We start from the raw sequence: 18,555 nt of genomic DNA, 5'->3' as shown, positions 1-18,555 counted from the left end.
CACAACCCGGGCGCCGAGGGTGCACACTCTGGTCCGAAGAGCAGGAAGACGAAGGAGTGCTGCTGTGCCCGAGGCCGTGATCGTCGCCGTCGCCCGATCCCCCATCGGTCGAGCCCGCAAGGGTTCGCTCAAGGACATGCGCCCGGACGACCTGACCGCGCAGATGGTCCAGGCCGCGCTGGACCAGGTTCCCGAGCTGGACCCCACCCAGATCGACGACCTGATCCTGGGCTGCGGCCTGCCCGGCGGTGAGTCCGGCAACAACCTCGGCCGGATCGTCTCCGTCCTCCTCGGGCTGGACACCGTGCCCGGTACCACGGTCACCCGCTACTGCTCGTCGTCCGTGCAGACCACCCGCATGGCGATGCACGCGATCCGCGCCGGTGAGGGCGACGTGTTCGTCTCCGCCGGCGTCGAGACCGTGTCCCGGTTCGAGAAGGGCAGCTCCGACTCCCTGCCGGACACCCAGAACCCGCTGTTCGACGAGGCCCAGGACCGCACCCGCGCCACCGCCGAGTCGGGCACCGACACCTGGACCGACCCGCGGGCGGACGGGCTCCTCCCGGACGCCTACATCGCGATGGGCCAGACCGCGGAGAACCTGGCCCGGCTCAAGGGTGTCACCCGCGAGGACATGGACCGCTTCGGCGTCCGCTCGCAGAACCTCGCCGAGCAGGCCATCAAGGACGGCTTCTTCGCCCGTGAGATCACGCCGGTCACCCTGCCGGACGGCACCGTCGTCTCCACCGACGACGGCCCCCGCGCAGGCGTGACGTACGACGCGGTCGCGGGCCTCAAGCCCGTCTTCCGCCCGGACGGCCTGGTCACCGCCGGCAACTGCTGCCCGCTCAACGACGGCGCCGCGGCGCTGATCGTCATGTCCGACACGAAGGCCCGCGACCTCGGCCTCACGCCGCTGGCCCGGGTGATCTCGACCGGCCTCACCGGTCTCTCCCCCGAGATCATGGGCTACGGCCCGGTCGAGGCCTCCAAGCAGGCCCTGGCCCGCGCGGGCATGACGGTGGACGACGTGGACCTCTTCGAGCTCAACGAGGCCTTCGCCGCCCAGGTCATCCCGAGCGCCCGGGACCTGGGCATCGACCCGTTCGGCGACAAGCTGAACGTGCACGGCGGCGCGATCGCCGTCGGCCACCCGTTCGGCATGACCGGCGCCCGCATCACCGCCACCCTGCTCAACGGCCTGAAGGCCAAGGACAAGAGCATCGGCCTCGAGACCATGTGCGTCGGCGGCGGCCAGGGCATGGCGATCATCTACGAGCGCCTGAGCTGAGCCCTCGCGGTGCGGCCCGACATCCCGGGCCGCACCGCGGGTCGGCACTTCCACCGAACCCGGATGTGACGTTCGCGCGTCGCAAGCGTGCGACTCGGCCTCCGGAAAGTGCCGACTCGCGGGTCAGGGCAGCAGCGCCAGGACAGGCAGGCCCAGCGGGCCGAGCCACAGCGCCAGCGCCTTGAGCGGGGCGAGCAGCGGTGCGGCCGCCGCCAGCAGCGCTCCCGCCCCCTGGAGGAGCCGGGTCAGGCGGGTGAGGGCACCCGCCATCCGGGCCCGCTCCGGGCGCGGTGCGCGGGCGGCCTCGGCGAGGTCGTCGAGCTCGCGGCGGGCGAACCGGCCCCGGGCCCGGTCGAGCGGGATCGCCGCGACGGCCCTGGCCAGGTCCCCGACCATCTCCGGTGGGGCCCCGACCTGCACATTCCCGTGGAAGTCGCCGTCGACGTTCGTGATCACCTGCGCGGTCTGCGAGCCGATGTGGAAGCTCACCGGAACCCACCCCCGGGGAAGCCCGGCGCGAAGATCGGCATGTCCCGCTGGACGCTGCGGCGCCGGGAGGCGGCCACGATGTGCAGCACGATCCCGACGAGCAGCAGGATCCCGCCGATCGCCCCGACCGCCCAGCCGGCGATCCCGATCGGGAAGCCGCCGACCTTCGCCCCGAACAGGTCCGCCGAGGGCATGGCCGACGAGCCCATGCTGTCCGCGATCGCCGAGATGAAGCTCATCGTCGTGGCGGCGAAGGTCCCGTAGCCCACGACCAGCAGGATCGCCCCGACGATGATCAGCCGGCGACCCTTCGTCCGGGACGCGGCGATGTCGCGCAGCAGGCTGTCCCGCTGCTGGACGTAGTAGGTGAACTGGTCCCGCGCGACATTGTTGATCATGTCGGCGCGCTGGTCGCGCATCCCGAAGCCGCCCGGGCCCCGGTCGCGCATGTCGTACCGTTCGGCGGTCATCTCGTGCTCTCCTGTGCCTGCGCGGCCGGCCGGTGCCGGTCCGTCGTGCACCGAAGGGTCCGCCGATCCGGCCCGGCCGACGATGGGGTGCACACCACGGCGGCCGGGGGCTGTCCCCCGTCGTGACCGGCGGCGTTACGCCTCCCCCGGGAAACGCGGCCGGGTTACGGTCGTCCGCGTGGGCAGCATGGACGGCAGCATGATCGGCAAGGTCGCCGTGGTCACCGGTGGAGCGACGGGTCTGGGCGCGGCGGTGAGCCGCCGGCTCGCGGAACGGGGCGCACACGTCGCGATCGTGTACTCGCGCAGCGCCGCTGAGGCCGAGGCGACCGCCGAGGAGTGCCGCGGCCTCGGCGTGGAGGCGATCACCGTGCAGGGCGACGTCGGTGACGACGCCGCCTGCCGCGCCGTCGCCGACGAGGTGGTGGCCCGGTTCGGCCGCATCGACGTGCTGGTCAACAACGCGGGCCGGACGAAGGCCGCCGACCATCGCGATCTCGACGCCCTCGACGGCGGCGACTTCCTCGACCTCTACCGCGTGAACGTGGTGGGTGCCTTCCAGATGACCCGCGCGGTCGCCCCGCACCTGCGCGCGCAGGGTGCCGGCGCCGTGGTGAACGTGTCCTCGACGTCGAGCACCGACGGTTCCGGCTCGTCCATGGCGTACGCCGCGTCCAAGGCCGCCCTGAACACGCTGACGATCTCGCTGGCCCGCTCGCTGGCCCCCGAGGTCCGGGTCAACGCCGTCCTGCCCGGTTTCATCGCCACGGGATGGTACGACGCGGCGACGCGCGACAGCCTGGCCGACGAGTTCCGGACCCGCACCCCGCTGCGCCGCGCCGGCACCGCGGAGGACATCGCCGTCTCGGTCGTGTTCCTCTGCGACGAGGGCGCCCGGCACATCACGGGATCCCTCCTGGTCTCCGACGCGGGCGCCACCCTGAAGCCCCTCGGCCTGCTGTAGGCCCGTGGTCCCCGAGGCCGCCGCGGCGCTCGGCAGCACCCGTCCCTGGTTCAGCGCTCCACGAGCGTCGTGATCCGGACCAGCGAGGGCGCGGCCGGGGTGGAGCCGAAGCCGAAGGTGACCGGCGGGTCCACCCTCGTCAGGCCGCCCTGGTCCGCTCCCTGCCAGCGCACCACCGCGGAGACGATCCGGTGCAGGTCGCGGGCGCAGTAGAACTCCCGGCGCCCCTGCCCCGCTGTCCCGACCGTCCGCACCCCGGGCAGCACCCGGCGGGCCACGCCGTCGAGGGCGGTGACCCAGCGCGGATCCGTCGCGAGCGGGCCGGGCACCCCGCGCAGCAACCACCCGAGCGGCGCGCGCCCGCCGATCCGGAACGCGCACTCCAGCGGCCCCGCCGTCACCTGCCGCCGGTCCCCCCGGACCACGTACCCGACGGGCCCGATCGCCACCTCGTCGAACGAGTAGGTGGCCTCGACGAACTCCGCGACGGCAGGTGACGGCGCGAGCAGCAGCCGGTGCCCGTCCGGCCGCTGGACCATGACGTCGGTGAACGCCCCGAGCGGCGAGCGCGGCCAGCGCCCCACCACGACGCGGGTTCCCGCGGCCGTGCCGAGCCCGGCGATCCAGCCCTCGAAACGATCGATCACCCCACCTGAATACCCTGGATCCCGTGCTGGAGCTCGACCACCTCATCGCCTTCCTGCCCGGACCGCCCGAACCGGCAGGTCCTCTCGCCGGCTTCTTCCTCGACGAGGGCACGACGCACACCGGGCAGGGCACCCGCAACCGGCGGATCCGCTTCCGCCGGCACTACGTCGAGCTGCTGTGGATCGACGAGCCGGAGACCGAGCAGGCCTCCGGCCTCGGGTTCGCGGAGCGCTCCGCCCGCACCGCGTTCCCCTACGGCATCGTGCTGCGTGGCACCCTCCCCGAGGGCGATTTCCGCCGCTACACCGTGCCCGACGGCCCGACGCTGGCGATCCACCAGGGCACCCCGGACATGCCGTTCCTCGCGATCGCCGAGCTCACGGACGAGCAGATCGCCGGTCTCCCCCACCGGCACGTCCCCCCGCACAGGTCGGGCGCGACCGGGATCGTCGCCACCCGCCTGACCGGCGCCACCGCCCCCGGCCCCACGCTCCCGGGCATCTCGCTCACCGCCGAGGGCGACCCGTCGATGCGTCTCCTCCTCGACTCCGGCCCCCTACGGCTGTGAGTGGCGATGGTCGCTCCGGCGACCATCGCCACTCACGACCTCAGTAGGACCGCGGCAGGCCCAGGACCTGGGTACCGATGTGCGCGAGGACCAGCTCCTCGGCCACCGGGATGTTCTTGGCGATCCGCGCGTCCCGGAACAGCCGTTCCACCGGGTACTCCTTGGAGTACGCCATCCCGCCGAAGGTCTGGAAGGCCTGGTTGGCGGCCTCCCAACCCACCTGCGCCCCGGTGAGCTTCGCGATGGTGGTCTCGGTGTGGCAGGGCAGGTCGTTGTCGAAGAGCCACGCGGCCTTGTAGGTCATCAGCCTGCCCAGCTCCGCCTTCGCCTTGATCTGCGCGAGCGGGAACTGGATGCCCTGGTTGGCGCCGATCGGGCGGCCGAACACCTCGCGCTCCTTCGCGTACCGCACCGCGACGTCGAGCGCCGCGTCCGCGGTCCCCACGCCCCCGGCCGCGGCCAGGATCCGCTCGGGGTTGAGGATGTCCCACAGCACGGCGAACCCGCCGTCGACCTCGCCGAGGACGTTCTCGGCCGGCACCCGGACGTCGTCGAAGAACACCTGGCTCGAGGTCACGACGTTGGATCCCAGCTTGGGGATCGGGGTGTAGCGCAGGGTGCCGCCGGCGACGGCCTCCTTCACGTCCACCAACAGGAGGGTGAACCCGCTGGTCCGGGGCCTGGCCTCGGCGGCGGGGACGGTCCGGGTGATCGCGATCATCCAGTCCGCGTTCTCCAGCCCGGAGATCCAGATCTTCTGGCCGTTGATCACGAAGTCGGACCCGTCGCGGACGGCGTGGGTGCGGATGCGGAGCGCGTCGCTGCCCGCGTCCGGCTCGGTGAGGGCCATGCAGAACTGCAGGTCACCCGACGCGAGACCGGGCAGCAGCCGCTGTTTCTGCTCCGGGGAGCCGTGCCGGGCGAGCGTGGTCGCGCCGAACCCCGGGGTGAGGATGTAGAGGAAGATCCCGCCGGTGCCGCCCGAGGCCGCGAGGGTCTCGCAGGCCACGGCCAGCTCGAGCATGCCCTGCCCGCCCCCGCCGTACTCCTCGGGCACGGTCAGCCCGATCCACCCGCCGTCCGACAGGTCCTTCCAGACCTCCCACGGGAAGCGGTGCTCCTCCTCCAGCCGCGACCAGTACGCGTGGTCGTACCTGGCCCCGATCGCGCGCACCCCCTCCTGCACGGCGAGGGCGGTCTCGGGCAGCGCGAAGTCCATGCGGGCGGCCTCTCCGGTCGGCGGTGACGGCGCCCATCATGCCCGCCGCGTGCCCCGCGGCACGGGCCGACCGTGGCCCGCGAGGGTCAGCCCCAGGCGCGTCGAGATGAACCTCAGGGCGCTTTCGACCAGGAGAGAACAGCCCTGAGGTTCATCTCGGCGATCAGTACGGGGCCTTCCAGCCGTCCTCCGCCGCGATCCTCTCCAGACGGGCGAGGGCCTCCTCGGGGAGCTCGAGGGAGGCGGCGGCGACGTTGTCCCGAAGGTGCGCCACCGAGCTCGTCCCGGGGATCACGAGGATGTTCGGCGAGCGCTGCAGCAGCCAGGCGAGCGCGGTCTGCTGGGCCGTGGCGCCGAGGGACACCGCGACCTCGTCGAGCGCCCCGGACTGCAGCGGGCTGAACCCGCCGAGCGGGAAGAACGGGACGTAGCCGATGCCGTCCGCGGCGAGGGCGTCGACCAGCGCGTCGTCCTCCCGGTGGGCCACGTTGTACATGTTCTGCACGAACACCAGCGGCGCGATCGTCCGCGCCTCGGCGACCTGCTCGGCCGTCGCGTTGGACAGGCCGAGGTGGCGGACCAGGCCCTCCTTCTGCAGCTCGGCGAGCGGCCCGAACGTCTCGGCGACGGGCCCCGGGCCCATCACGCGGAAGTTGGCGGCGTCGAGGGCGTCGATCCCGAGATGGGCCAGGTTGTCCTGCACCTGCTCGCGCAGGTTGTGGGGCGAGGGGTCCCACGAGCCCTCCGGCCCGCGCTTCGCCCCCAGCTTGGTGACGATCCGCAGGTCGGCCGGGTAGGGATGCAGGGCCTCGCGGATGATCTCGTTGGTGACCACGGGGCCGTAGTAGTCGCTGGTGTCGATGTGCGTGATGCCCAGCTCGACGACGGTGCGCAGCACGCGCACGGCCTCGTCGCGGTCGCGCGGGGGGCCGAAGACGCCCGGTCCGGCCAGCTGCATGGCGCCGTAGCCCATGCGGCTGAGCGCGAGGTCGTCGGCCAGGGTGAGGGTCCCGCCTGGAGTGCTCATGGGTCCACCCTGCACCCGATCGTTGCGTCGTGGGAGCGACGGGTCTTCCTGGTAACGCCGATACCAGGCAGACGGGTGACGCGGCGCGGACAATGGAGCCATGGACAGCACCGCCGACCTGGCCGCGGCCCTGCGCACCTGGCGGGACCGCCTCGACCCGGCCGAGATCGGGCTGCCCCGCAACGGCTCGCGGCGCGCCCCCGGCCTGCGCCGCGAGGAGCTGGCCATCCAGGCCGGCATCTCGATCGACTACGTCGTGCGCCTCGAGCAGGGCCGCGCCCGCACCCCGTCGGCCCAGGTCTGCGCGGCGCTCTCCCGCGCCCTGCAGCTCTCGGACGCCGAGCAGGCCCACCTCCTGCGCCTCGCCGGCCACGCCGAGGACCCCGCCCGCGTGCCGCGGATGCTCCCCCACAGCGTGCAGCGCATCGTCGGCCAGCTGGAGGGCCATCCGCTCGCCGTCTTCGACGCCACGTGGACCCTGCTGCACTGGAACCCGCTGTACGCGGCGGTGTTCGGCGACCCCAGTGGCGCGGAGGAACGCAACGCGCTGGTCCGGATGTTCGCCCGCGACCACGGCCGGGCCCGCTACACCCCCGAGGAGTTCCGGGTGTTCGAGGAGTCCATGGTGGCGGACCTACGCTCCACCACCAGCCGCTACCCGGACGATCCGGACGTCGCGGCGCTGCTCTCCCGCCTGGAGGAGTTCCCGCGCTTCCGCGAGCTGTGGGCGCGCCAGATCGTCGAGGAGCACCAGGGCGCCCACAAGATCATCGCCCACCCGGAGGCCGGCGACATCGACCTGGACTGCGACACGCTGTCCACCCGGGGCTCCAACCTGCGGGTCCTCGTGCTCACCCCGCGCCCCGGCACCGACGCGCGCAGCAAGCTCGACCTCCTTGCCGCGCTCGGCACCCAGGAGCTCACCCCGACCTCGTGAGTGGCAATAGTCGCTATGGCGACCATTGCCACTCACAGGACGTGCGGGGCGGGGGTCGGCGGGCGAGGATGGGCCACCCCCGAGAACTGGAGAACGTGTGGACGTCTGGCCCGGCAAGCCCTATCCCCTGGGCGCGACGTACGACGGTGGTGGCACCAACTTCTCGATCTTCTCCGAGGTGGCGGAGCGGATCGAGCTCTGCCTCCTCGGCGACGACGGCACCGAGGAACGCCTGCCGCTCCCCGAGCGCAACGGCCTGATCTGGCACGGGTACGTGCCGCGGATCGGTCCCGGCCAGCGCTACGGCTACCGGGTGCACGGCCCGTACGACCCCGGCGCGGGCCTGCGCTGCAACCCCGCGAAGCTGCTGCTCGACCCCTACGCCAAGGCGGTCGACGGCGAGTACCGCTGGGACGAGGCGCTGTTCTCCTACCGCTTCGGCGACCCGGACTCGTTCAACGACGCGGACTCCGCGCCCTACGCCGCAACGTCCGTGGTGATCAACCCCTACTTCGACTGGGCCGACGACCGTCCACTACGGATCCCGTACAACGAGACCGTCGTGTACGAGGCCCACGTGCGCGGCATGACCGTCCGGCACCCCGGGATCCCCGACGAGGTCCGCGGCACCTACGCCGGGCTCTCGCATCCCGTGATGGTCGCCCACCTCAAGGCGCTGGGGGTGACGGCCGTCGAGCTGATGCCGGTGCACCAGTTCGTGAACGACTCGACCCTGATCGACAAGGGGCTGAGCAACTACTGGGGCTACAACACCATCGGCTTCTTCGCCCCGCACAACGGCTACGCGTGCTTCGGCACCCGCGGGGAGCAGGTCGCGGAGTTCAAGACGATGGTCCGCACCCTGCACCGGGCGGGTATCGAGGTGATCCTCGACGTCGTCTACAACCACACCGCCGAGGGCAACCACCTGGGCCCGACGCTCTCCTTCCGCGGCATCGACAACCAGGCCTACTACCGGCTCGTCGACGGCGACGAGCGGCACTACTTCGACACCACCGGCACCGGCAACAGCCTCAACGTGCGCCATCACGAGTCGCTGCGCCTGCTCATGGACTCGTTGCGCTACTGGGTCACCGAGATGCACGTCGACGGGTTCCGCTTCGACCTCGCCTCCTCCCTCGCGCGCGAGTTCCACTCCGTCGACCGGCTCGCCGCGTTCTTCGACCTGGTGAACCAGGACCCGATCGTCAGCCAGGTCAAGCTGATCGCGGAGCCGTGGGACGTGGGCGACGGCGGCTACCAGGTCGGCGGCTTCCCTCCCCTGTGGACGGAGTGGAACGGCCGCTACCGCGACACGCTGCGGGACTTCTGGCGGGGCGAGTCGGCGAGCCTCGGCGAGTTCGCCGCGCGGTTCACGGGCTCGAGCGACCTGTACGAGGCGGACAACCGGCGCCCCATCGCGTCCATCAACTTCGTCACCGCGCACGACGGCTTCACCCTCGAGGACCTGGTGTCCTACAACGAGAAGCACAACGACGCCAACGGCGAGGGCAACGCCGACGGGGAGAGCCACAACCGCTCCTGGAACCACGGCGCGGAGGGCCCCACGGAGGACGTCGCGGTCCACGCGCTGCGGGAGCGGCAGAAGCGCAACATCCTCACCACCCTGGTGCTGTCGCAGGGCGTGCCGATGCTCGCGCACGGCGACGAGCTCGGCCGCACCCAGCAGGGCAACAACAACGTGTACTGCCAGGACAACGAGCTGTCCTGGGTGGACTGGGAGCGGGCCCGCGAGCACGAGGTGCTCACCGAGTTCGTCGGGCGCCTCACCGAGCTGCGCGCCGCGCACCCCATCTTCCGCCGGCAGCGGTTCTTCCAGGGCCGGCCGATCCTGGGCTCCGACATCGCGGACATCGCCTGGCTGCGCGCCGACGGGACGCACATGCGGGACGAGGACTGGGAGCGCGGGCAGACGGCGCCGCTCGGCATCTACCTCAACGGCCGCGGCATCCCGGACCGCGACGAGCTGGGCACCCCGATCGTCGACGACTCCTTCCTGCTCCTGATCAACGCCCATCACCAGCAGGTCACCTTCGCCCTGCCGGACGAGACGTACGGACGGGCGTGGGAGACCGTCGTCGACACCGCGGACCCGCTGCTCGCCAATCCGCGGCGGCGGCACCCGCAGGCCGGGACCCGGCTTCGGATCCCGGCCCGGTCGATGGCGGTCCTCCGCTGCACCGTCCCACCGTCCTGAGCCGACCTGTCGAACTTGACATGTCGACTCCGGCTGGAGAGACTCGTCCCACACGACGGGGAGGTGCGTCATGGCGGAGCTTCGGATCGGGGACGCGGAACGCGAGCAGGCGGCGGCCCGGCTGGGTGAGCACGTGGGCGCGGGGCGGCTGGACCTCGCGGAGTACGAGCAGCGGGTGGACCGGGTCTACGCGGCCCGCACCAGGGCGGAGCTGGACGCGGTGACGGCGGACCTGCCGGCCGCCCCGCGGCCCGCGCCGCAGCGCCCGTTCCCCGTCCCGCCGCGGATGCCCCGGATGCCGGTCGCGGCGATCTGGGCCCCCTGGGCCCTGGCGAGCGTGATCTGCCTGGTCATCTGGGTGGCGACGTCCGTGGGCGCCGGTCGGCCACTGCCCTTCTGGCCCGTGTGGGTGTTCGGCCCGTGGGGTGCGGTGCTGCTGCTCGGCACGCTCACGGGCTCACTGACCGGCAGGGCCGGCTGCCGGGCGGTCAGCCGGTAGCGGCCTCCACGATGGTGGCCAGGCGGGCGACCTGCGCGGCGTCCTGGGGCGGGTAGAGCAGCACGTACCCGGCCGGCAGGCCGGGCATGAACGGGAGGGCGGGCGCCACCCCGGCCAGTGGATGGAACTCGCCCCACCGCCGCCCGACGACCACCCGGGCGTCGAGCGGGGACAGCACGACGTGCGCGGAACCGTCCGACGGGTGGACGTGCGCGAGCTCGGGCCCGTCCACCCGGCTCAGCGCCGGATGGTGCTGCTCCCAGTCCGAGAGCCGCATCTCGAACCCGGGCCGCTCCGCGAGCTCCGCGACGGCGTCCTGGAGGGCGACGGTCTCCGCGGGCCCGGCGTGCTGGGTGAGCACCCGGTGCGGCACCGGATGCGGCGCCACCTCGGGCCGTTCCCCGGGCCGCGGGTCCAGGGAGATCAACAGCCGGCTGACGTCGCCGTCGCCGGCCTCGCGGAAGGTGTACGGATCCCGCGCCCGCAGCCGCATCCCGGTGACGGCCAGCCAGCCGGCCGGGTTTGCCGGCATCCCTGCGGGCCCGAGCGCCTTCCAGGCCCGGTAGTCCCGCACGGCCCAGCCGGCGGCGGCCGCCGCCAGACCGGCCGCGGCGGCGGTCCGCCCCTTCACGCCCGCTCCGCGTGGGCCGCGAAGTCCCCCACCGCGGCGAAGTCGCTCACGGCGTCCGCGCTGATCACCTCGCCGACCGGGCGACCGCACAGCACCTGCTTCAGTGGGGCCTCCAGCTTCTTGCCGGTCAGCGTGCGAGGCACCGCGGACACGGACTCGATCGCGTCCGGCACGTGCCGCGGCGAGAGCTCCCGGCGCAGCGCCGAGCGGATCCGGTCCCGCAGTGCGTCGTCGAGCTCCGCGCCCGGCGCGGGGGTGACGAACAGCAGCAGCCTCCCCGGCCCGCCCCCGGCGTCCTCCAGGTGCACGACCAGGGAGTCCGCCACCTCGGGCAGGTCCTCGACGACCGAGTAGAACTCCGCGGTGCCGAGGCGGACGCCGCCGCGGTTGAGTGTGGCGTCCGAGCGCCCGGAGATCACGAAGGTCCGCTCCGGCGACATCGTCACCCAGTCCCCGTGCCGCCACACCCCGGGGAAGACGTCGAAGTACGACGACCGGTAGCGCTCGCCGTCGTCGTCCCCCCAGAACCGGACGGGCATCGACGGCATCGGCCGGCGGACCACCAGCTCCCCCACCTCGCCGACGATCTCGTGCCCCTCCGGGTCGTACGCCGTCACGTCCACCCCGAGGATCGGCCCGGCCATCTCGCCGCGCACCACCGGCAGCCAGACGTTCCCGGACACGAAGCCGGAGCAGACGTCCGTGCCGCCGCTCATCGGGTTGAGCAGCACCCGCGGCCCGAGCTGCTCGACGACCCAGTCGAAGCCCTCCGGCGGCAGCGGTGACCCGGTCACGCCGAGCATGCGCAGAGCCGAGAGGTCGAACTCCTTCGCCGGCTCGATGCCCGCCTTCCGGCAGGCCATCAGGTAGGCGGGGCTGGTGCCCATCAGCGTCGCACCGGTCCCGGCGACGATCCGCCACTGCTCCCGCAGGTCCGGGTGCAGGAGGTTCCCGTCGACGAGGACCACCGCGGCCCGGCCCAGCAGCCCGGAGACGAGGATGTTCCACATCGTCCAGGCCGTGGTGGTGAACCAGAGCAGCCGGTCGCCGGGCCGGGTGTCGAGCTGCACGCATCCGGCCTTGAGGTGCTCGAGCAGGATCCCGCCGTGGCCGTGCACGATCGCCTTCGGCAGCCCGGTCGTGCCGGAGGAGAACAGCACGTAGAGCGGATGGTCGAAGGGCACCCGCTCGAACTCGAGCAGCCCCGGCCCGGCCACCAGGTCCGCCCACCCCAGCGCGTCCGGAACCTCGTGGCGCCCGTACGGAACGGCGACGACGTGCCGCAGGGTGGGCAGCCCGGCCCGGATCGCCGCGACCTCCGCGGTGCGGTCGATCTCCTTGTCCCCGTAGGTGTATCCGCCCACGGTGAGCAGCACCACGGGCTCCACCTGCGCGAACCGGTCGACGACGCTGCGGGCGCCGAACTCGGGCGAGCAGGAGGCCCAGACCGCCCCCAGCGAGGCGCAGGCCAGGAACGCGACGAGCGCCTCGGGCACGTTGGGCAGGAAGGCGACGACCCGGTCCCCGCGCCCGACGCCGAGCCGCCGCAGCCCCGCCCGCGCCCGCCCGACCTGCTCGGCCAGCTCCGCGAAGGTCAGCTCATTCGGCCCGCGGGTCTGCGAGCGGGCGACGACGGCGACCCGGTCCGCGTCCTCCACCTGCCCGAACATGTGCTCGGCGTAGTTGAGCGACGCGTCGGGGAACCACTGCGTGCCCGGCATCTCGCGGGCGCCCAGCACGCGCTCGCCCCGGTCGCCCCGCACCCCGAAGTACTCCCACACCGCGCCCCAGAAGCCCTCCAGGTCCTCGATCGACCAGCGCCACAGGGCGTCGTAGCCGTCGAAGGGGTGCCCCTGCCCCGCGAGCCACCGGACGAAGCCGCCGAGGGCCGTGGTGTCCAGGACGTCGTCGTCGGGCACACGCAGGATCGTCACCCGCCCAGGCTGCCACCGCAGCCGCCGACGAGCCAGCACCGTCTCCCTTCGATGATCGATCCGAGCGGCACCTCCGCGCTGTCCGGAGCACCGCACCGTCTCCCTCGCGATGATCACCCTGAGAAGATCGTTCCGAGCGCGACGTCAGCGCTGCCGCCCCGGCGCCGCCGTCACCCTCGGAAGGATCGCAGGGTGATCGCGACGGCAGGCACCTCAGCGCCCCGTCTCCCTCGCTGACGTACCCGTCGCGCGGATCAGTGGTCACGTGATCCGCCCGCGGGGCACCTCACGGTTGTCGCTGGACGAGCTCAGTCCCCGATCCGGCAGAGGACGGTCCGGTCCGCGACCGCGTCCCCCACCGCGACGGAGACGTCGTGGACCGGGCCCTCGCGGTGGGCGAGCACCTTGTTCTCCATCTTCATCGCCTCCAGCACCGCGACGACGTCGCCCTTCGCCACGGTGTCGCCGTCGGACACCGCGAGGCGGACGATCGTTCCCGCCATCGGCGCGGTGACGGCGGCACCCGCGACCTCGGCCGTCTCGGCCCGGCGGAGCTCGGCGGACTCGCGGCGGATCGGCGCCGCGCGGTCGCCGAGGTCGGCCAGTCCGGGGGCCTCGACCGTCATCATCCGGCGACCGACCCGCACGGTGAGCACGTCGCCGACCGGCTCCCCGGGCTCGAACGACCGTTCCTCGATCCAGCGGTTGTGCACCGCGAACTGCTCGGTGAAGTCCGGATCGGACACCACGCGCCGGTAGAACGCCAGCGGCGTCGGGACGCCCTCGATCCGGGTCTCCGCCAGCGCACGGCGGGCCCGGGCCAGCGCCTGCGCCCGGTCCCGGCCGGACACGATCAGCTTGGCGAACATCGAGTCGAACCGGCCGTCGACGGCGTCGCCCTCGGCCACCCCCGAGTCGACGCGGACCCCCGGGCCGGACGGCATACGGAACACGGTCACCGTGCCGGGGGCAGGGCGGAACCCCGCCGCCGGGTCCTCGGCGGTGAGCCGGAACTCGATGCTGTGCCCCCGGGCCTCCGGCAGCCCCCCGGTCAGGCCCGCGCCGCCGGCGATCCGGAACTGCTCCGCGACGAGGTCGACGCCGAACGCCTCCTCGGTGACCGGGTGCTCCACCTGCAGACGGGTGTTGACCTCGAGGAACGACAGCGTCCCGTCCGCGCCCAGCAGGTACTCGACGGTGCCCGCCCCGACGTAGCCGGCCGCCTTGCAGATCCGCTCCGCCGAGCTGCGCAGCTCGTCCTCCTGCGCGGCCGTGAGGAACGGCGCCGGGGCCTCCTCGACGAGCTTCTGGTTGCGGCGCTGCAGCGAGCAGTCCCGCAGGCCCACCACCAGCACCGTGCCGTGCACGTCGGCCAGCACCTGGGCCTCGACGTGCCGGGCCCGGTCCAGGAAGCGCTCGACGAAGCACTCGCCGCGACCGAACGCCGCGGTGGACTCGCGGACCGCAGTCTCGTAGGCCTCGCCGATCTCCGCCTCGTCGCGGACGATCTCGAGCCCGCGCCCGCCACCGCCGAACGCCGCCTTGATCACGATCGGCAGGCCGTGCTCGCGCGCGAACTCCTCCACCTCGGCCACGTCGCGCACCGGTTCGGGGGTCCCGGCCGCGAGCGGGGCGCCGACGTCGCGGGCGATCCGGCGGGCCGCGACCTTGTCCCCCAGCTCGGCGATCGTCGCCGGGGGCGGGCCGATCCACGTCAACCCCGCATCGACGACGGCGGCGGCGAACGCCGAGTCCTCGGACAGGAACCCGTAGCCGGGGTGGACGGCGTCGGCGCCGGCCTCGATCGCGGCCGCGACGAGGGCGGAGGCGTTCAGATAGGTCGACGCGGCATCGTCTCCGTCGAGCGCCACGGCCGTGTCCGCCTCGCGGACGTGCAGGGCGTCGCGGTCCGGCCCGCCGTACACGGCGACGCTGCGCAGCCCGGCGTCACGGGCGGCGCGGATCACGCGGACGGCGATCTCCCCGCGGTTCGCGACCAGCACGGTGTGCAGGGGGTGCGTCGGTTCGTCGGTCAGCACCGGGTCTCCTCTCGGGGGGCGGCCGGCGAATCGCGCGGCGCGACGGGATCAGCGGACGCGGCGCCCGGCCCGGCAGGGCCGGCCGGTGAGGTGCCCGCCCCGGCGGACGCGGAGCCGGCGGGGCCGGGGCCCGCATGCGGAGTCGCCGCCGCACCGAACCGTTCGCGCAGCGCCGGCGCCACCTCCCGCGCGAACAGCTCCACGGCCCGGTCCAGCTCGTCGTCACCGCAGGCGGGGGCGAACAGGACGGTCCCGGCGCCGGCCTCGGCGTAGTCCGCCAGCCGTGCCGCGACCTGGTCCGGCGTGCCTGCGGGGACGTACCGGTCCGCGAGGCGGGTGAAGTCCTGGCGGTAGATGCGGCCCAGCTCGTCGAGCGCGGACCGGCGGGCGGCCGGACCGTCGGGGCCGACGCCCGCCCAGCAGAACAGCGCGCCCTGTAAGGGTTTCCTGCCGAGGGCGGCGGCCCGCTGCCCCACGTCGGTCAGCCCGTCGGCGAGCTGCTCGGGCGTGACCATGTACGGGAACCAGACATCGCCGAAGCGGGCCGCCCGGCGCAGCGACGCCGGCCTGCGGCCGCCGACCCACACCGGCGGCGGGGTCTGCGGCCGTGGATCCAGCCGGAGGCCCTCGAAGCGCGCGAAGCGGCCCTCGTGGGTGAGGGTCTCCCCCGCGAACAGCCGGCTCATGATCTCCAGCGACTCGTCCGTGCGCGGGCCGCGCTCCGCGGGGTCGATGCCGCAGGCGACCAGCTCGGGCGGGAACTCGCCACCCACCCCGACGCCGAGCTCGAACCGCCCGCCGCTGATCCCGTCGAGGGTCGCGACCTGCTTGGCCGCGATCGCCGCTGGGTAGACGGGCAGCAGCGTGACGGCGCTGAGCAGCCGGATCCGTTCCGTCGCACCGGCTGCCGCCGCGAGCGCGACGAACGCGTTGGTGGCCGGCACGTGGAAGAACACGTGCTCGCCGCAGGCCAGCAGGTCGTAGCCCAGCTCCTCCGCGCGCCGCGCCAGCGGCACGATCCCGCCGAGCGGGGTCTGCGGCGGGACCATCAGGCCGATCCTCACGTGGCCCCCGCCCGGGCCAGGACCCCGCGGGCCATGGCGAGGTGGGCGGCGTCGACCATCTGCCCGTCGACCACCCCGACGCCCTGCTCCGCGGCCGCGAGCACCTCACGCGCGTGCGCGAGCTCCTCGGCCGACGGCGTGAACACCGCGTGCGCCGCCTCGACCTGCAGCGGGTGCAGGCAGATCTTGCCGTGATAGCCCAGGTCCCGGGCCTGCGCCGCGTCAGAGCGGAAGAAGTCCGTGTCCCGCACCGCGACCACGGCCTGGTCGATCGACGGGACCGCGGCCACGTGCGCGGCGAGGCACACCCGGCTCCGGGCGTAGAGCACCTCGGTCCCGCCGGGCGTCCGCCGCCCGCCGAGGTCGGCGATCAGGTCCTCCGCCCCGAAGTAGGCGGCGTCCGGGCCCTCCTCCAACAGCATCCGCGCGTCCATGACCCCCCGCGCGCTCTCCAGCCCGACGACGACCCGGGCCCCGGTGGGCAGCGCGGCCCGGACCTCGGCCAGCTGCGAGCGCCGCTCGTACTTCGGCAGCACGATCCCGTCGAGCCGTTCCTGTGTCGCAGCCGTGGCGGCCGCCGCGAGATCATCGGCGTACCACGGGGTGCCGGGCGGGTTGATCCGCAGCAGGACCGCCCCGGCACCCGGCCGCTCGGCCAGCGCCTCGACGATCGCCGCCCGCGCCCGTTCCTTGTCCCCGGGCGCGACGGCGTCCTCCAGGTCCGCGACGACGACGTCCGGCCGGGAGCGGGAGACCTTGTCGAGCAGCTCGGGCCGCCCACCCGGCACGAACATCAGGCTGCGTACGGGGAAGGTCACGCCGCACCCTCCCGCACGACCAGGGCCTTCAGCGTGGCCACCACGACCTTCTCGCCCTTCTGGTTCAGCACCTCGAACCGTGAGGTGACGACGCCGTCGTCGGTCCCCTTCGGACGGACGTCGAGCACCTCGGTCTCGACGTGGAGGGTGTCGCCGATCCGGGTGGGCGCCACGAACCGCAGGTCGTCGATGCCGTAGAAGGCCTTCATGGCCTCCGGCCGGAACTCGACGAGCCCCAGCGCCACCGAGATCACCAGGGCACCGTGGGCGATCCGCCCACCGAAGCGCGGATCGGCCGCGGCGTACTCGACGTCCGTGTGGATGGGGTGCCAGTCGCCGGTGAACATCGCGAAGCTCACGATGTCCGTCTCGGTGATGGTGCGGGCGCGGCTGATGTGCGTGTCCCCCGCCGAGATGTCATCCAGGTACTCGGTGATCAACTCATGTCCTCACTGCCGCGCCTGATGTCCTTCTGCGACACCGCGAACACACACGCGAGCGACAGCAGCGACAGCGCCGCCACGTACCCCGCGACGCTCATCGACGTCCCCGTGCCCGCGACCAGCGCGGCCGCCACCAGCGGTGCGATCGCCCCACCCAGCAGCACCCCGAGCTGGAACGACACCGACGACGCGCTGAACCGCACACTCGCGTCGAACAGCTCGGTGATGAAGGTGGCCTGCGGTCCGTACGACACCGCGAACAGGACCGAGCCGACCACGTAGGCCAGGATCAGCCACACCACGCTGCCGCTGTCGATCGCCAGGAACGTCGGGAAGATCCACACCGCCATCGCCGCCAGCCCCACGATGATCATCGTGCGCCGGCCGCGGCGCTGCGCCAGCGCCCCGAAGACGGGCAGGGCCGCCACGGAGATCACCGCGCCGACCAGCACCGCGATCAGCATCGCGTTGCCGCTCTGGGTCTTCGCCGTCTTCGCGTACGACAGCGCGTAGGTGTTGACGACGTAGAAGTAGCCGCCCGTGGAGATCATCGAGCCGGTGGCCAGGACGATCTGCCTGGGGTAGCGGCGCACCGCGTCGAGCAGCGGCACCCGCGCGGTCCGCTTCGTGCGCTGCATCTCCTGGAACACCGGGGTGTCCTCGAGCGTGGCCCGCACGACCAGCCCGACCGCCACCAGCACGATGCTCACCAGGAACGGGATCCGCCAGCCCCAGGACAGGAAGGCCTGCTGCGGCATCTGCGAGACGCCGAACCACACCAGCGTCGCGAGGAACAGCCCGGCGGGCACGCCGACCTGCGGGAGGCTGCCGAAGAATCCGCGCTTGCCCGGGCCTGCCGACTCGACGGCCGTGAGCACGGCGCCACCCCACTCGCCGCCGACACCGAAGCCCTGGATCAGCCGCAGCAGCACCAGCAGGATCGGCGCCGCGACGCCGATCGTGGCGTAGGTGGGCAGCAGGCCCATGAGGAAGGTGGCGATGCCCATCATGGACAGCGACAGCACCAGCATCTTCTTGCGCCCGATGCGGTCCCCGAAGTGCCCCAGCACGATCCCGCCGAGCGGGCGGGCCGCGAACCCGACGGCGAACGTGCTGAACGCCAGCAGCGTCGAGGCGACGGGATCGTGGCCGGGGAAGAACAGCGGGCCCAGCACGAGCGCCGCGGCCGAGCCGTAGAGGATGAAGTCGTACCACTCGATCGTCGTGCCGATGAGTACGGAGGCCGCCACCCGCCGCATCGGCGGGGCCGGGACGTCGGTCCTGGTCACGGGTTCA

General features: G+C 73.1%; 18 protein-coding genes. 6 read left to right on the top strand and 12 right to left on the bottom strand.

Translation table 11 applies throughout. The features are described 5' to 3' along the window. Positions 1-64 precede the first annotated feature (64 nt). Positions 65-1,291 (top strand): acetyl-CoA C-acetyltransferase, encoded by a 1,227-nt coding sequence (locus tag ABD324_RS06775; protein WP_344413587.1) that lies wholly within the window; start codon positions 65-67, stop codon positions 1,289-1,291. 123 nt (positions 1,292-1,414) lie between these two features. Here ABD324_RS06775 and ABD324_RS06770 read toward each other — a convergent pair whose 3' ends face one another. Together ABD324_RS06770 and ABD324_RS06765 are read right to left on the bottom strand one after the other, a co-directional pair. Beyond that, positions 1,415-1,780, bottom strand: a complete 366-nt coding sequence (locus tag ABD324_RS06770) for a hypothetical protein (RefSeq protein ID WP_344413585.1) — start codon at positions 1,778-1,780, stop codon at positions 1,415-1,417. Next, positions 1,777-2,250 (bottom strand): hypothetical protein, encoded by a 474-nt coding sequence (locus ABD324_RS06765; protein ID WP_344413583.1) that lies wholly within the window; start codon positions 2,248-2,250, stop codon positions 1,777-1,779. Before ABD324_RS06765 ends, ABD324_RS06770 begins: the two co-directional genes overlap by 4 nt. Before the next feature lie 187 nt (positions 2,251-2,437). Between ABD324_RS06765 and ABD324_RS06760 the strand changes: the two genes are divergently transcribed. After that, entirely contained in the window at positions 2,438-3,214 is a 777-nt protein-coding gene (locus ABD324_RS06760) for an SDR family NAD(P)-dependent oxidoreductase (protein WP_344414232.1), read from the top strand. Between the two features lie 50 nt (positions 3,215-3,264). Here ABD324_RS06760 and ABD324_RS06755 read toward each other — a convergent pair whose 3' ends face one another. Beyond that, positions 3,265-3,861, bottom strand: a complete 597-nt coding sequence (locus ABD324_RS06755) for a hypothetical protein (RefSeq protein WP_344413581.1) — start codon at positions 3,859-3,861, stop codon at positions 3,265-3,267. Between the two features lie 23 nt (positions 3,862-3,884). Here ABD324_RS06755 and ABD324_RS06750 point away from each other — a divergent pair, with 23 nt between their 5' ends. Further along, the gene (locus ABD324_RS06750) at positions 3,885-4,430 is read left to right on the top strand and encodes a VOC family protein (protein ID WP_344413579.1); all 546 of its coding nucleotides are present in this window, start codon (positions 3,885-3,887) and stop codon (positions 4,428-4,430) included. Positions 4,431-4,470: 40 nt separating this feature from the next. On the opposite strand, the gene ABD324_RS06745 is transcribed toward ABD324_RS06750, so the two are convergent. Both ABD324_RS06745 and ABD324_RS06740 read right to left on the bottom strand, forming a co-directional pair. Beyond that, positions 4,471-5,649: an acyl-CoA dehydrogenase family protein gene (locus ABD324_RS06745; protein WP_344413577.1), complete on the bottom strand. Its 1,179-nt coding sequence runs from the start codon at positions 5,647-5,649 to the stop codon at positions 4,471-4,473. Positions 5,650-5,812: 163 nt separating this feature from the next. After that, entirely contained in the window at positions 5,813-6,676 is an 864-nt protein-coding gene (locus ABD324_RS06740) for an oxidoreductase (RefSeq protein WP_344413575.1), read from the bottom strand. Positions 6,677-6,776: 100 nt separating this feature from the next. Between ABD324_RS06740 and ABD324_RS06735 the strand changes: the two genes are divergently transcribed. From ABD324_RS06735 to ABD324_RS06725, 3 genes are all read left to right on the top strand, one after another. Next, complete coding sequence (locus tag ABD324_RS06735) at positions 6,777-7,613, top strand: helix-turn-helix transcriptional regulator (RefSeq protein WP_344413573.1); 837 nt, start codon at positions 6,777-6,779, stop codon at positions 7,611-7,613. A 97-nt stretch (positions 7,614-7,710) separates the two neighbouring features. Beyond that, entirely contained in the window at positions 7,711-9,831 is a 2,121-nt protein-coding gene (gene glgX, locus ABD324_RS06730; RefSeq protein ID WP_344413571.1) for a glycogen debranching protein GlgX, read from the top strand. Positions 9,832-9,901: 70 nt separating this feature from the next. Then, a complete protein-coding gene (locus ABD324_RS06725; protein WP_344413569.1) occupies positions 9,902-10,330 on the top strand; it encodes a DUF1707 SHOCT-like domain-containing protein in 429 nt (142 codons plus the stop codon). On the opposite strand, the gene ABD324_RS06720 is transcribed toward ABD324_RS06725, so the two are convergent. The 7 genes from ABD324_RS06720 to ABD324_RS06690 form a co-directional block, all read right to left on the bottom strand. Next, the gene (locus ABD324_RS06720; protein ID WP_344413567.1) at positions 10,320-10,961 is read right to left on the bottom strand and encodes a luciferase domain-containing protein; all 642 of its coding nucleotides are present in this window, start codon (positions 10,959-10,961) and stop codon (positions 10,320-10,322) included. The two genes, ABD324_RS06725 and ABD324_RS06720, sit on opposite strands and share 11 nt — an antisense overlap. Beyond that, positions 10,958-12,895, bottom strand: a complete 1,938-nt coding sequence (locus ABD324_RS06715; protein WP_344413565.1) for an acetoacetate--CoA ligase — start codon at positions 12,893-12,895, stop codon at positions 10,958-10,960. The genes ABD324_RS06720 and ABD324_RS06715 overlap by 4 nt, the downstream gene beginning before the upstream one ends. Positions 12,896-13,203: 308 nt before the next feature. Next, positions 13,204-14,934 (bottom strand): acetyl/propionyl/methylcrotonyl-CoA carboxylase subunit alpha, encoded by a 1,731-nt coding sequence (locus tag ABD324_RS06710; RefSeq protein ID WP_344413563.1) that lies wholly within the window; start codon positions 14,932-14,934, stop codon positions 13,204-13,206. Continuing rightward, positions 14,928-15,983, bottom strand: coding sequence for an LLM class flavin-dependent oxidoreductase (locus ABD324_RS06705; RefSeq protein ID WP_344413561.1), 1,056 nt, complete (start codon positions 15,981-15,983; stop codon positions 14,928-14,930). Before ABD324_RS06705 ends, ABD324_RS06710 begins: the two co-directional genes overlap by 7 nt. Positions 15,984-15,994: 11 nt before the next feature. Continuing rightward, on the bottom strand, positions 15,995-16,816 hold the full coding sequence (locus tag ABD324_RS06700; RefSeq protein WP_344413559.1) for an HpcH/HpaI aldolase/citrate lyase family protein: 822 nt from the start codon (positions 16,814-16,816) through the stop codon (positions 15,995-15,997). Then, positions 16,813-17,256, bottom strand: coding sequence for a MaoC/PaaZ C-terminal domain-containing protein (locus ABD324_RS06695; RefSeq protein WP_344413556.1), 444 nt, complete (start codon positions 17,254-17,256; stop codon positions 16,813-16,815). The genes ABD324_RS06700 and ABD324_RS06695 overlap by 4 nt, the downstream gene beginning before the upstream one ends. After that, the gene (locus ABD324_RS06690; RefSeq protein ID WP_344413554.1) at positions 17,253-18,548 is read right to left on the bottom strand and encodes an MFS transporter; all 1,296 of its coding nucleotides are present in this window, start codon (positions 18,546-18,548) and stop codon (positions 17,253-17,255) included. The genes ABD324_RS06695 and ABD324_RS06690 overlap by 4 nt, the downstream gene beginning before the upstream one ends. Positions 18,549-18,555: the final 7 nt, after the last annotated feature.

Source organism: Pseudonocardia ailaonensis, assembly GCF_039531635.1.
Classification (GTDB): domain Bacteria; phylum Actinomycetota; class Actinomycetes; order Mycobacteriales; family Pseudonocardiaceae; genus Pseudonocardia; species Pseudonocardia ailaonensis.
The sequence above is the reverse complement of the archived record's forward strand: the minus strand, read 5'-3'. Positions and strand labels throughout refer to the sequence as shown.